The organism is Streptomyces sp. NBC_01006, assembly GCF_045162725.1.
In the GTDB taxonomy this organism is placed as follows: Bacteria; Actinomycetota; Actinomycetes; order Streptomycetales; family Streptomycetaceae; genus Streptomyces.
On sequence record NZ_CP108700.1, the window covers coordinates 8,632,108 to 8,644,239 of the forward strand.

The following is a 12,132-nucleotide window of genomic DNA, read 5'->3' on the forward strand; positions in this document are numbered from 1 at the left end:
CGCGATGTGTCGGGCCCTGGTGGACGGGGCGGATCTGGCCTCGTTCGCGGGAGGCTCTTTCGACATCCGGGCTGTCGTGGCGACCCTCCGGCCAGGGACCTTCGACGGGGCCGTCCTCGACGACCTTTCCTGGGGAAACTTCCCTCACGGGGAGAAGGCCCGGGAGGCCGTTCGCCTGTTGTGCACCGGAGACGGGTGCGCACGTAACGCAATGAATGTGCTGATCGGGATGTGCGCCGACGACAGCTGGGCCGCCGTCGCTCTCGCCGTCCCGTTCCTGATCCGGATCGCTACCGACCGCCACCATCGACACCGCGCCGACGCCCTCGGCGGTCTCGCCGCACCGGCCCGCGCCCGTTGCTTCGGCGTCGCCTCCCGCGACGAACTCCTCCTTCACCGCTCCGGCCCCCAGCACGACGGCTACGACGACTACGGCGTCGAGGTGACCGGCTACCCGGCGGGCTGGTCGGTGGCCGCCGCCCGAGCCGCGATCACCGCCGGAGCTCCCCTGCTCCTGCCTCTCCTCGACGACTCCGACCCCGCCATGCGCATTGACGCCTCCTACGCTCTCGCCACCGCAGCTGACCCCGTCCATACGGTCCGAAGCGCCTTCGCCACCCGGTTCGCCAAGGAGCACGACCTCATGGTCCGGGCCGCCTTGGTTCTCGCCACCGCAGAGACCACACGTGCCCACCCGCACCGGCCGGACACCGCGTGGATCCGCGAGCTGTGGCAGGACCGGGCACAGGCCCCAGAAATCCGCCTTGCCGCCGCGATCGGCTGGCTCTGCCTCACCGACGAACCCGCCCCCGACGCCCTGCACGCCACCATCGACGCCCTGGCCACCGAAGAACGCGCCCGCGCCATGGCCGTCCTGCCCTGGATGGCCGCCGCCGGTTGCGGTGAGCCGGGGCTCCTCCACTGCGTCCGCCGCATGCTCCACCCGGAAGAGCCCGAACCGTCCGACGACCCCTGGGCCTGACTGCTCCGAGCGACGAGCGGCCGACCCTCAACCACGTCGCCCGCGCACCTGCTGCGGTCTGTGCATCGCAGTTGTCCGTCGGGGCCAACTAACGTGCACGGTCACACACGCTGTGACTGAGCGCGAGAGTTGGCCCTTGAGCACGCTACTTGGCCGCTGTGCGCGATAGATGGCCCACGCGATAGCCGCAGAGACACTCTGAGCTGGGGTTTTTGTCACGATGGTCTGCGGCGTGCTGCACCCTGACTGCCAGGTGGCTTCGAGTCGTCCGGATCGCGCGTGATCGAATCTCTGTGGATTCGACGGTGGGGCGGTGTGGTGTGGGGGACTGGCGGACCGATCCGACGTTCGCGATGTGCCGGGCTCTGGTGGACGGGGTCGATCCGGCCTCGTTCGCGGGAGGCCCGTTCGACGTCCGGGCTGTGGCGGCGACTATCCGGCCCGAGACGATCGACGGAGCCGTCCTGGACGACCTTCCGTGGGGGAACTTCCCTCACGGGGAGGAGGCCCGGGATGCCGTTCGGCAGCTGCGCACCGGTGACGGGACCGCACGCAACGCGATGGCGGTACTGATCGGCATGTGCGCCGACGACAGCCGGGCCGCCGCAGCTCTCGCCGTACCGTTCCTGATCCGGATCGCCACCGACCCCCATCATCCATACCGCACCGACGCTCTCGGCGGTCTCGCCGCCCCGGCCCGCGCCCGTCACTTCGGTACCGCCTCCCGCGACGAACTCCTCCTCCACCGCTCCGGCCCCCTGCACGACGTCCTGGACGACTACGACGACTACGGCGTCGAGGTGACCGGCTACCCGGCGGGCTGGTCGGTGGCCGCCGCCCGAGCCGCGATTACCACCGGAACCCCCGTGCTCCTGCCTCTGCTCCACGACTCCGACCCCGCCATGCGTATCGGCGCCTCCTATGCTCTCGCCACCGCGGCCGACCCTGGCCGTACGGTCCGAAGCGCCTTCGCCACCCGGTTCGCCAAGGAGCAGGACCCCATCGCCCTGGCTGCCCTGGTTCTCGCCACCGCAGAGACCACGCGCGCCCACCCGCACGAGCCGGACACTGCGACGATCGGCAAGCTGTGGCAGGACCGGACGCAGCCCCCCGAAGTCCGCCTCGCCGCTGCGATCGGCTGGCTCTGACTCACCGACGAACCCGCCCCCGACGCCCTGCAGGCCACCGTCAACGCCCTGGCCACCGTAGAGCGCGCCCGCGCCATGGACGTCCTGCCCTGGATGATGGCCGCCGGATGCGGCGAACCGGGACTCCTCCGCTGCGTCCGCCGCATGCTCCACCCGGAAGAGCCCGAACCGTACGACGACCCCTGGGCCCCACTGCCCTGAACGACGAGCGGCCGGCCCTCGACCATGGCACCCGCGCGCCTGCCCGCGTTCTGTGCATGGCAGTCGTCTGGGGCCAACTATCGCGCGCAGTCACACCTGTCTCGTGTCCCGTGCTATCGAACTTTGATGTTTGCCATTGAAGATTGATCATTAGCCGGTTCGTGCCATCGTAGGGAAGTTTGATCAGCACGCCGCGGGTGGGGCCGAGCCCGGCTCATGTGGGGGCTGAGCCGCTAGCGGGGGTGTCAGTCTCGCCAAGCACAATGCGGCCATGAGTGTGGACGGTCACGTAATTCGGCTCTGTCGGGGATCTTGTGATGTCGCAGGGTCACGGGGCGAAGAGTATGCGCTGGCGTAGGAGGTCGAGGGTTGATTCCTAGGACCGCGTCCTGGAGGGCCAGGCTGGCGAGGATGTCGGTCCGGGATGAGAGCGTTTCCAGCATGGCCGACACAGACGAAGGAGAAACTGACATTGAGCATGCCGTCATCGCTCACTACCGACTGGCCGACGCCGGCCTCGGCGACCCAAGCCAACGGGAGGCCGTCCGCCAGGCTCAGTCCCTGCTGACCGAGGCGATTGAGCAAGCTGACGTCGGCGAGTTCGACGGAAACGAGTACGGAGGAGGCAAGGTCATCCTCTACGCCTACGGACCGGACGCCGACGCACTCTTCGCTGTCATGGCACCCATCCTGAACGACCTGCCGTTCCGGCCAGCACACGTCGTCCTGCGCTACGGCTCCGTCGACGACCCATTGGCTGCCGAGCATCACGTCGACCTTTGACGAGTCGAGTCACCAGCTCCCAGCCAGACGGGGGGTCTGGCCTACCACCTGAACCGCGTCACTCCGGCCGACCCGAGCAGGCACCTCGCTCTGCCCGGCGACAACCAGTTCGGCTGGTTCATGGAGCACCTCGACGGCCTGCCCGGGGCCTCCTACTACCACTTCGACGCCGTCATCCACGTCCACGGCAACGGCATCGCCGAACAGCTGCCGCCCAACCCCGTCGCCTGGACCCTGGCCTGCGCATGGAGCGGCCAGTAGATCGCCGGGTCGTCGTACGACGGCACCTAGACCTGGTGGCGAGCGATGACGGACGGCTGGCCGTACGCGAAGCGCAAGGCACCGCCTCCCCAACCCGACCGGAACCGGTACGTGCTGCAGCTTGGCGAATCCTTTCTCCAGTACTACTGATCCACCCGCCCGGGTGGACCCTTGCGCACCGCTCCCGGACCGACCCGGCAACCACCCCTATAAAGGGGCCCGTCACGTTGATCTACTGATGGGTCCTCACCATGCTGCAGTCCGCTCTGCGAGCGCTCGCCGCCCTCTCCCTCCTGTCCGCCGCCGCCATCACCCCGGCCGTCGCGGCCCCAGCCGCCCCGGCCCGTGCCAGCGCCGCGTACGCGGCGGTGGACCCGCTCACGACCCCGTGCGGCCCGACGCTCGAATACCGGGCATGGGACTGGTGGAGCACCACGACCGACACGAACATCGCCCGCCCCGTCGCCGCTGCCGCGGCGTCGGAGCGGTGGCAGTGGCGCACGGATGTCAACACCCTGTGGCGCGGCGACACCCGCGAGACGGTGGACGAGATCTTCGCGACCGGCTTCACACCGCGGGGCGAGTACGTCACCCCGCTGGCCGAGTACATCGTCAAGGGCGGCGGCCAGCACAGCGCGCACCTCAGCACCACCTGCGAGAAGTGGGTCGCCCAGAAGTTCGCCACGTACGGCAGCGCCAAGACCGGCTGGGTCTACGAGATCTACGCCCCCGGTGGCATCGACGTGAACGCCACCGCCCACCTCAACGACTACAACTCGCCCTACCTGTGGAACAAGGAGATCGACTTCCCCGGCGGGATCAAGGGCAACTACATCAAGGGCGCCTGCAAGTTCCGCCTGACCCACACCGACCCGGTGACCAAGGTCAACACCTACGAGGAGCTCGGCTGCAAGGACAACGCCGCCTTCGCCCCCTACGTAACGGACGCCATCTCAGCAGCCCACTGACGAACCCGCCGGGCCGGCCCGGGCGAGGTACCGACCGTCGATACCGCAGGCGTCCTCGCCATCGCCAATGCCCCGCCCTCATCACCGGCTGCCTTCAGGAGTCGCGCTGACCGGCTCAGCTCGGCGGCTGGAGGCAGTTCTCCTCGAACTTGAGGACCTTGACCGTCACCGGCGTGCTGCCGTAGAGCGGCGTGCTGGCGCTCGGGGACTGGAAGCAGACGCGCCAGCCGCTCTCATCGGCGGGGGTACGGCCCTGCGAACTCAAGTCCTGGACCTCGATGTTCGTACCGGACGGCAACGCCTCGCGCGCCGCCTTCAGCGACCTGCCGATCAACTTCGGCATGTGGGTGCCCGTCCAGGCCGAGGGAGTCGCTCCCCCGGAACTCGGGTTGCTCGGCTGCGCTGAGCCGGTGGACGAGGGCGTGGACGAGGAAGAGGAAGAGGACGCGGCGGGGCCCGGCTTGTCCGTGCCGCTGTCCGCGGGCTGTGCCGTGCAGGCGGTGACGGCCAGGAGGGCGCCCGCGACCATGGGGATGACGTGGTGTGTCCGCATCGGAACATGATTGCCGCAGTGCCGGCCCGATGCGACCGTTGTGACGGTCCTGTGACGCTGCGGCTCATGGGGGGGGTGCCCCTATCTCTTTGGTCAAGGGAAACAGGGCTGCGTTGAGTCGGGGAGCCGGGCAGCATGGCGGTGTGGCTGATCTTCTGTGGGATGACGTGAGCTGTTTTCGGACCTGATGGGGTCGCTGCCGGACGTGCGTGTCCCGGATTGTTCGGTGGAAGACTGGCAGGCGGTTCTCGATCTTGTCGAGGAGAGAGGCTGGAAGTGCCAGTACTCCGAAGGCGAGACGGTGCTGCCGGTGCCTCGGGCGGAGGCCGTGCTGTCCCGCCCGGCGGACGCTGAGTGCCCGGACCTGCGGGTCTGGCCGACTCCCGATGTTCTGGCGATCTTCCGTTTCAAGGACGACGAGGTCATCGACTTCGACGTTGACCTGCGGGAGCTGCAGGGCCAGGAGCGACTTGATGTGTTCTGCGGCTTCTTGCGCGAGATTGGGCGACGCTTGGGCAAGCCGGTCCTGATGGATCCGGAGGGTGACTACGGCCATCCGGTGCTCGGCTTCGATGTTGAGGTCGATCGGGTCGTCCTCCTGGCTGAGCCGCTGGTCATGTGACCGTGACTGTCGGCCGGGGTTCGTAGAAGGTTCCGTGGCGGAGCATCGCGAAGAGCACGTCGGCTCGTCGTCTGGCGAGGCAGAGGAGGGCTTGGGTGTGGTGCTTTCCCTGGGCGATCTTCTTGTCGTAGCAGGTGCGGGAGGCCGGGTCTGGGCTTGATTCGCTTTGACGGACATCGGAGATCAGGGGCTTTGGCCTCGGAAGGATGATGTTCATCATGGAGAGCATGGGGAAGAAGAAGGCGCGTCCTCGGCGCTCGTTCACGTCGGAGTTCAAGGCCGAGATCGTTGAGCTGTGCCGGCGCGGTGACCGCTCGGTCGGTCAGGTCGCCAAGGACTTCGACCTGACCGAGACCGCGGTCCGGGGCTGGGTCAAGCAGGCCGAGGTCGACGGGGGTGAGCGGGATGGTCTGACCAGCAGCGAACGTGAGGAGCTGGCCGTGCTGCGGCGGGAGAATCGCAGGCTGCGGGAGGACGTGGAGGTCCTCAAGCGTGCGACGGCTTTCTTCGCGAAGGAGACCCGGTGACGGTGCACCCGTTCATCGAGGCGGAGAAAACCGCAGGTCACAACGTCAAGCGGGCGTGTGAACTGCTCCAGGTCTCCCGGACCGCCTATTACGCCCGCCGCAACGGCGTCCCCGGTCCCCGCCAGGTGCGGGACGCCGAGCTGACCGAAAAGATCACCATCGTGCACCAGCGCTCTCGCGGCACCTACGGTGCCCCGCGCGTCCATGCCGTCCTGAAGCGCGAGGGCACCGGTTGCGGACGCCGTCGGATCGCACGTCTGATGCGGCAGGCCGGACTCGCCGGCCGAACCCGGAAGCGACGACACCGCACCACGGTCCCGGATCCGCATGCAAGCACCCGTCCTGACCTGGTCCTTCGCAATTTTCAACCCGACCCCGCCGCCCTCGACACCCGCTGGTGCGGCGACATCACCTACGTCGCCACCGAAGAGGGCTGGCTCTACCTGGCGACCGTCATCGACATCGCCTCCCGCCGCGTGGTCGGCTGGGCCACCGCTGACCATCTGCGAACCGAACTCGTCGCCGATGCCCTCACGGCCGCCTGCCGAACCCGCCGCCCGGCCAGCTCGGTGATCTTCCATTCCGACCGCGGATGTCAATACACGAGCCGCGAACTCGCCGTTATGGCAGGGCAGTTCAACATCCAGCTGTCCGTCGGTCGCACCGGCCAGTGCTGGGACAATGCTCTCGCGGAGTCGTTCTTCTCCACCCTGAAGAACGAGCTGGGCGATACCCATCCCTGGCCTACCCGGGCCGCCGCCCACACCGCGATATTCGAGTGGATCGAGAGCTGGTACAACTTGCACCGGCTCCACAGCAGCCTCGGCTACCGCAGTCCCGCAGAATACGAGACCGCCCTGGCGGCCTGACCAACACACCAAAGGTGTCCGTCAAAGCGGAGCAAGTTCACGCCCCGGATCCAGGATGGAGGCTGGGACCTCCGTGGAGATACAGACCCGCTGAGCATCATCCCCAAGGACGCCGTGCTGGAGCCGTGGAGGGCGATCCCGGGTGGTGTCGAGCACGGCATTAAGTGGAGCTGGAAGGACGATGTCACAGGGCTGACGGTGCGTATGCGCGTCCACGGGCCCGACCTCGGCCCACACTCTGGCCCCAACGCCAGCAGTGGCCCTATCTACCGCATCCAGATCGGGAATCAATTCCAGGACGAGGCGGGTCAGCTCTACCACAGGCAAATCGGAAACCCGAGAAGTGAGAACTTTAATGAGGCGGCGGTCAACGATACCCACATTCCGTGGCCCAGCCACCTTCCGGTACCATATCCGCACTGATCTGAAAAGTAGGAAATATGGAAAGTGAGTATTACGTCGACTTCCTCCGGGACCTTCTGAGTCTCGACGAAGCGCTGCGCACGGAAGCGAGTAATCGCGTTCAGGACTTCGTGAACTTGCTCTCCGGCACCCAAGCCAGAGTGGTAGGGGACCTGATCGCCATGCTGGCCCCGCGCGAAGAGTCCCGGGTGGCCCTGGAGGCCCTACTGCACGCGCTGAGCGATCTAGACGGATGCGGGAAGCTCGAAGGTGTCGATCTATCACCACTGGGAGAAATCCCGGAATCCATGATCCACGTAGAGCACCGCGTGTACATGGATGCATTCGCCCAGCGCATCGCGGGGGGCGAGTAACAGCCGCGTGCACACGTGCTCGCCTGAAGGTCGCAGTCGATTCCGGGGAGACCATCCATTATGGCGCCACCCTCGATGCAACGGGACCGGCGCAATTCCCCCGGGTGCGCATCGAGGGCATACGGCTCTGACGGTCCTGCCGTCCGAGCCCGTTGACCTATAAACAGGCCCCCATCGTGAATAATGCAGATCTGCCCCCTCTCACTCCCCACGCCGAGCTGGGGCAACCACGCGTGCAGGGCCCATGGCAGCCCCAGGCCGTCGGCTGGTGGTGTCTTCGCAAGAGGCCATCACCAGGCACGCACTGCAGGACGGCATTTACTGATCTTTTCGTTGGTTCAGTGGGTGTGGTGGCGTTGTTGGTGGGAGGCTGGCGGGGTGTCCTACAGGTCTTCGTCTCGTGTGTCCGGTTCTCCTGTTCCTCCTTTGAAGCGGCCTGAGTTGGCGGAGGCTCGGCGTGTTCGTGCGGTCGAGTTGTTCGGGCGGGGCTGCTCGAATGCCGAGATCGCGGGGATGGTGGGGGTCCATGCGGAGAGTGTCCGGCGGTGGAGACGCGCCTGGGAGAACGGTGGGGCTCAAGCACTGCGGCGGCGGCCGGCACCCGGTCGCCGGCCGAAGCTGGACGATGCCCAGGTGGAAGCGGTGCGGGCCGCGTTGGAGCGGGGTGCTCAGGCGCATGGCTTCGAGGCCGATCTGTGGACCTTGGAACGGGTTGGCCTGGTCGTCGAGCGGGTGACGGGAGTGTCGTTGTCGAGGGCGTCGGTCTGGCGCCTGCTGACCGGCCGGCTGGGGTGGAGCCTGCAACGCCCCGAGCGGCGGGCGGTGGAGAGGGACGAGTCGGAGATCGCCCGCTGGATCGCGCACGAATGGCCGCGCATCAAAAAGGGGCCGTGAACACACGTGCCTGGATCGTGTTCCTCGACGAATCCGGCGTCTCCCTGCTGCCTCAGATCCGCCGCACCTACGCACCCCGAGGTCGGACCCCGCTGCTGCGGCACCGGCTGAACTGGAAGCGGGCGTCGATGGCCGGGGCCCTGGGATACCACTCCACCGACCCCGATCGAGGGGCCCGCCTGTGCTTCCATCTCAAGCCCGGCAGCTACGACACCGACGCCCTCATCGAGGTCCTGGAGCAGATGAAGGTGTTCTATCGCGGCGAGCGGGTGGTCCTGGTCTGGGACGGGCTGTCCGCCCACTGGAGCCGGGCGATGCGTGCCTGGGTCGCCGACCAGGACTGGCTCACGCTGGAGCGATTACCCGCCTACGCTCCCGAGCTGAACCCGGTGGAGCTCATGTGGTCCTCACTCAAGAAACGTGAACTCGCCAACCTCGCCGGCGACCACCTCGCAGACGTCGCCGACGCCACCGAACAAGGCATCCACCGCATCAACCACAATCCACAACTGCCATGGTCCTTCCTCACCCACACCGGACTCACCATCCACCCACCACACCCACCGAACTTACGAAAAGATCAGTAGTAGTGTTTTGTTAGCTGGTCTTGTCACATGGGGTGTGCGGTAGTTCGCTGGCTGTATGAGAGCTGGGGAGCTTGCCGCTGTGCGGGGTCGGTTGGAGGAGTTCGCGTCCGAGGTGTTCGCGCCGTTGGTGCGGCGGGATCAGCGTGAGAAGGGCGCTATGTATCTGCGGGGGCTGCTGTTGGAGGGCCGGCGCAAGTCGATGCAGCCGATGGCTGAACGGCTCGGTGTCGATCACCAGCAGCTGCAGCAGTTCATGACGTCCTCGACCTGGCCGGTCGGCGATGTGCGGGCCCGGCTGGCGTGGCGGGCCGTGGCCGCGGTGCGGCCCGAGGTGTGGGTCGTGGACGACACCGGCTTCCCCAAAGACGGCCGTTCCTCGCCCGGGGTGGCCCGGCAGTACTCCGCCACCCTGGGCAAGGTCGGCAACTGCCAGATCGGGGTCAGCGTCCATGCCGCCTCAGACACCGCCTCATCCCCGCTGGCCTGGCGTTTGTTCCTGCCCGAGTCGTGGGATGGCCCCGAGGCGGCCGGCCGACGGGAACGCTGCCGGATTCCCGCGGACGAGCACCACCGTCCGAAGTGGCAGCTGGCACTGGACATGCTCGATGAACTCGACGGCATCGGGCTGCGGCCGGCGGTGCTGGTCGCGGACACCGGCTACGGAGCGAATGCGGACTTCCGCCACGGCCTGGAGGACCGCGGCCTTGCCTACGCGCTCCAGGCGAAAGCCGAGATGACCGCCTATCCCGACGACGCCGAACCGGTTACGCCTGTCTACGGCGGCCTCGGCCCGCGCCCGAAACCGCGCTACCGGACCCGGCCGGTATCCCTGCGGGACCACGTGATGGCCGCCCGACGCACCAGCGGGAGGGCCGTGACCTGGCGCAAGGGCTCGAAAGCCGCGATGAGCTCCCACTTCGTGCTCCTACGGGTCCGGCTCGCCGGCCGTCGCCCCAAACCCGCAGCCGACGGCACGATCCCGCTCGGCTGGCTGATAGCGCAATGGCCCGAAGGCCACGACGAGCCGGTGAAGTACTGGATATCGAACCTGCCCGCCACCATCCCGGCGAAGGACCTGGTCCGGCTGGCGAAGTCACGCTGGCGGATCGAGCACGACTACCGCGAGCTGAAAACGGCCCTGGGCCTGGACCACTTCGAGGGCCGCTCGTTCACCGGCTGGCACCGCCACGTCACCCTCGTCACCGCCGCCCACCTGTTCCTCACCGAGCAACGGACCTGCCCAAAAGCCCCTGCCAGGGCCTGACCCTCTACCAGGCCCTGGACCTCCTCCAACACCTACTCGCCACCTGGACCGGCACCTGCCCAACCTGCAGACAACCCACCTGGCAGCCCTACGACACCACCTAACAAAGCACTACTAGGGGCTGTCCGGCGGATCATTTCGGGCTAGTGCAGGCACGCTCGGCACGGCTGAGTTGTCGTGGGCCGCAGCCGTCACGCGAACGACGGCCACCGGTGAGCGGCCCACTCCCGCCAGTCGACCCAGCCGGGCGGCGGGCCGGCGACCCTGCGGCCCTCCAACTCCGCCGCGTCGGGCTCCTCAAAATGCGCGCGCCCGTGAAGGATGTCGGCCTCGGACATAGGCAACGTCTCCTCGGGGGTGGTCGCCCAGCGATGGGCGATACGGGCGCGTTGGGTCTCATCCTCCACCGGCAGGTAGACCATGCGGAAACACGCCTCCTCGGCCTCCACCAGCCAGCGGATCGCAGACCGTTCGTCCCGTGACCAGCAGCCGTAGTCCACGACGACGTTGGTGCCAAGTTTGACCGCCTCCAAGGCGAGCCAGAGCATGCGCCCCTCCAGCACGTCGCGCTTCCCGTCCGCCTCCGCCTCGCCGAACAGGGGAATCATCCAGTCGTCGGGCGTCAGGCGCAGCGCGCCGTGCTCCGCAGCGAGCTGCCGAGCCCTCGTGGTCTTTCCGGCCCCTGGCAGGCCGACCATCAGGAACAACGTGGTCACACCCAGATCGTGGCAGGCAAGCCGATCAGACGACCACCGCTTTTCCGCCCGATCACGGTCTGAGCCACAGGCGGATGGAGGCCACGGTGACAGTGCCGTGGAAGACGAAGGCGCGCTTGTCGTGGCGCATAGCCACGGCGCGGAAGTGCTTGAGTCGGTTGATCGTGCGCTCGACCTCGTTCCGGCGCTTGTATCTCTCCTTGTCGAAGCCTGCGGGCCGGCCTCCTCGACTTCCTCGGCGCCGACGGTTGGCCCGCTGGTCCTTCGGTTCCGGGATGGTGTGCTTGATCTGGCGTCTGCGCAGATAGCGGCGATTACGGCGGGAGCTGTACGCCTTATCGCCGCCCAAGTGGTCAGGACGGGTCCGTGGATGCCCACCGCCGAGGCGCTTGACCCGGATTCGTTCGAGGACTGGGATCAGCTGCGGACTGTCGCCCCACTGACCAGGAGTGATCAGCAGCGCCAGAGGGCGGAGGCCGTCTTCCCCGGCAAGATGGATCTTGGAGGTTAGACCGCCCCGCGAACGGCCGAGTCCTTCGTCGGAGCGGTGCTGCCGAGGTGTTGGTCTCCGCTTCGGAACTCGCGGCGTCCTGCGCGGAGCTCCGGCGGCGTGCTGATGGGCTCGGCACGAGGTGGAGTCCACGCTCACCATGCTCCAGTCGATCCGGCCCCGGGCGTCGGCATCGGCCTGGACGGCTTGCAGGATCCGATCCCAGGGTGCCGTCCGCCGACCACCGGCGATGACGCTCATAGACCGTCTTCCAGCTCCCGAACCGGTTCGGCAGATCCCGCCACGGGACTCCCGTGCGGACCCGGAACAAGATCCCGTTGATCACTGTTCGATGGTCGTTCCAACGCCCGCCACGGCCGCCAGACTTCGGCAGATGGGGCGTAAGTCGCGCCCACTCGTCATTCGTCAGATCGCCCCGCCCCACGAACCGAACCATGGCCCCGACGCGAGGCGGTCGTCACATGATCCGC

At 67.5% G+C, this 12,132-nt stretch carries 15 protein-coding genes and 2 pseudogenes; 13 read left to right on the forward strand and 4 right to left on the reverse strand.

Translation table 11 applies throughout. The features are described from left to right. Positions 1-211 precede the first annotated feature (211 nt). The 5 genes from OG509_RS39605 (at position 212) to OG509_RS39625 (ending at position 4,343) form a co-directional block, all read left to right on the forward strand. Positions 212-982: a hypothetical protein gene (locus OG509_RS39605; protein ID WP_406187400.1), complete on the forward strand. Its 771-nt coding sequence runs from the start codon at positions 212-214 to the stop codon at positions 980-982. A gap of 320 nt (positions 983-1,302) precedes the next feature. Then, positions 1,303-2,130, forward strand: coding sequence for a hypothetical protein (locus OG509_RS39610; RefSeq protein ID WP_406187401.1), 828 nt, complete (start codon positions 1,303-1,305; stop codon positions 2,128-2,130). A 642-nt stretch (positions 2,131-2,772) separates the two neighbouring features. Next, on the forward strand, positions 2,773-3,114 hold the full coding sequence (locus OG509_RS39615; protein WP_406187402.1) for a hypothetical protein: 342 nt from the start codon (positions 2,773-2,775) through the stop codon (positions 3,112-3,114). A 120-nt stretch (positions 3,115-3,234) separates the two neighbouring features. Then, on the forward strand, positions 3,235-3,375 hold the full coding sequence (locus OG509_RS39620; protein ID WP_406187403.1) for a hypothetical protein: 141 nt from the start codon (positions 3,235-3,237) through the stop codon (positions 3,373-3,375). A gap of 251 nt (positions 3,376-3,626) precedes the next feature. Continuing rightward, positions 3,627-4,343, forward strand: a complete 717-nt coding sequence (locus OG509_RS39625) for a hypothetical protein (protein ID WP_406187404.1) — start codon at positions 3,627-3,629, stop codon at positions 4,341-4,343. Positions 4,344-4,458: 115 nt separating this feature from the next. On the opposite strand, the gene OG509_RS39630 is transcribed toward OG509_RS39625, so the two are convergent. Then, positions 4,459-4,896, reverse strand: coding sequence for a hypothetical protein (locus tag OG509_RS39630; RefSeq protein WP_406187405.1), 438 nt, complete (start codon positions 4,894-4,896; stop codon positions 4,459-4,461). Between the two features lie 143 nt (positions 4,897-5,039). Between OG509_RS39630 and OG509_RS39635 the strand changes: the two are divergent. Further along, positions 5,040-5,518, forward strand: a pseudogene (locus OG509_RS39635) (hypothetical protein). Here OG509_RS39635 and OG509_RS39640 read toward each other — a convergent pair. Next, positions 5,511-5,669, reverse strand: a pseudogene (locus OG509_RS39640) (IS110 family transposase); the annotation flags it as partial. The pseudogenes OG509_RS39635 and OG509_RS39640 overlap by 8 nt on opposite strands. A 67-nt stretch (positions 5,670-5,736) precedes the next feature. On the opposite strand from OG509_RS39640, the gene OG509_RS39645 reads away from it, so the two are divergent. The 7 genes from OG509_RS39645 (at position 5,737) to OG509_RS39675 (ending at position 10,435) form a co-directional block, all read left to right on the forward strand. Beyond that, entirely contained in the window at positions 5,737-6,045 is a 309-nt protein-coding gene (locus tag OG509_RS39645) for a transposase (RefSeq protein WP_331741676.1), read from the forward strand. Then, entirely contained in the window at positions 6,042-6,914 is an 873-nt protein-coding gene (locus OG509_RS39650) for an IS3 family transposase (RefSeq protein WP_406186301.1), read from the forward strand. Before OG509_RS39645 ends, OG509_RS39650 begins: the two co-directional genes overlap by 4 nt. Before the next feature lie 96 nt (positions 6,915-7,010). Next, positions 7,011-7,337 carry a polymorphic toxin type 30 domain-containing protein gene (locus tag OG509_RS39655; RefSeq protein ID WP_406187843.1) on the forward strand — a complete coding sequence of 109 codons (327 nt, stop codon included), beginning with the start codon at positions 7,011-7,013 and terminating at the stop codon, positions 7,335-7,337. 17 nt (positions 7,338-7,354) lie between these two features. Next, positions 7,355-7,690 (forward strand): hypothetical protein, encoded by a 336-nt coding sequence (locus tag OG509_RS39660; protein WP_406187406.1) that lies wholly within the window; start codon positions 7,355-7,357, stop codon positions 7,688-7,690. A gap of 183 nt (positions 7,691-7,873) precedes the next feature. Continuing rightward, positions 7,874-8,584, forward strand: coding sequence for a winged helix-turn-helix domain-containing protein (locus OG509_RS39665; RefSeq protein WP_406187407.1), 711 nt, complete (start codon positions 7,874-7,876; stop codon positions 8,582-8,584). Next, a complete protein-coding gene (locus OG509_RS39670; RefSeq protein ID WP_406179278.1) occupies positions 8,581-9,171 on the forward strand; it encodes an IS630 family transposase in 591 nt (196 codons plus the stop codon). Before OG509_RS39665 ends, OG509_RS39670 begins: the two co-directional genes overlap by 4 nt. A gap of 55 nt (positions 9,172-9,226) precedes the next feature. Next, positions 9,227-10,435, forward strand: a complete 1,209-nt coding sequence (locus OG509_RS39675; RefSeq protein ID WP_406187408.1) for an IS701 family transposase — start codon at positions 9,227-9,229, stop codon at positions 10,433-10,435. A gap of 191 nt (positions 10,436-10,626) precedes the next feature. Here OG509_RS39675 and OG509_RS39680 read toward each other — a convergent pair whose 3' ends face one another. Together OG509_RS39680 and OG509_RS39685 are read right to left on the reverse strand one after the other, a co-directional pair. Beyond that, the gene (locus tag OG509_RS39680) at positions 10,627-11,151 is read right to left on the reverse strand and encodes an ATP-binding protein (RefSeq protein WP_327364335.1); all 525 of its coding nucleotides are present in this window, start codon (positions 11,149-11,151) and stop codon (positions 10,627-10,629) included. A 52-nt stretch (positions 11,152-11,203) separates the two neighbouring features. Next, positions 11,204-12,086, reverse strand: a protein-coding gene (locus OG509_RS39685; protein WP_406187844.1) for an IS5 family transposase whose coding sequence is annotated in 2 segments (ribosomal slippage) — positions 11,204-11,866 and positions 11,868-12,086 — 882 coding nt in all. Because the reading frame shifts where the segments join, the coding sequence is not laid out codon by codon here. Positions 12,087-12,132 lie beyond the last annotated feature (46 nt).

Coding starts and splice junctions, on each gene's coding strand:
- OG509_RS39605 (WP_406187400.1), top strand. CDS start 212: ATGAATGTGCTGATCGGGATGTGCGCCGACGACAGCTGGGCCGCCGTC.
- OG509_RS39615 (WP_406187402.1), top strand. CDS start 2,773: ATGGCCGACACAGACGAAGGAGAAACTGACATTGAGCATGCCGTCATC.
- OG509_RS39620 (WP_406187403.1), top strand. CDS start 3,235: ATGGAGCACCTCGACGGCCTGCCCGGGGCCTCCTACTACCACTTCGAC.
- OG509_RS39625 (WP_406187404.1), top strand. CDS start 3,627: ATGCTGCAGTCCGCTCTGCGAGCGCTCGCCGCCCTCTCCCTCCTGTCC.
- OG509_RS39630 (WP_406187405.1), bottom strand. CDS start 4,896: ATGCGGACACACCACGTCATCCCCATGGTCGCGGGCGCCCTCCTGGCC.
- OG509_RS39645 (WP_331741676.1), top strand. CDS start 5,737: ATGGAGAGCATGGGGAAGAAGAAGGCGCGTCCTCGGCGCTCGTTCACG.
- OG509_RS39660 (WP_406187406.1), top strand. CDS start 7,355: ATGGAAAGTGAGTATTACGTCGACTTCCTCCGGGACCTTCTGAGTCTC.
- OG509_RS39665 (WP_406187407.1), top strand. CDS start 7,874: ATGCAGATCTGCCCCCTCTCACTCCCCACGCCGAGCTGGGGCAACCAC.
- OG509_RS39675 (WP_406187408.1), top strand. CDS start 9,227: ATGAGAGCTGGGGAGCTTGCCGCTGTGCGGGGTCGGTTGGAGGAGTTC.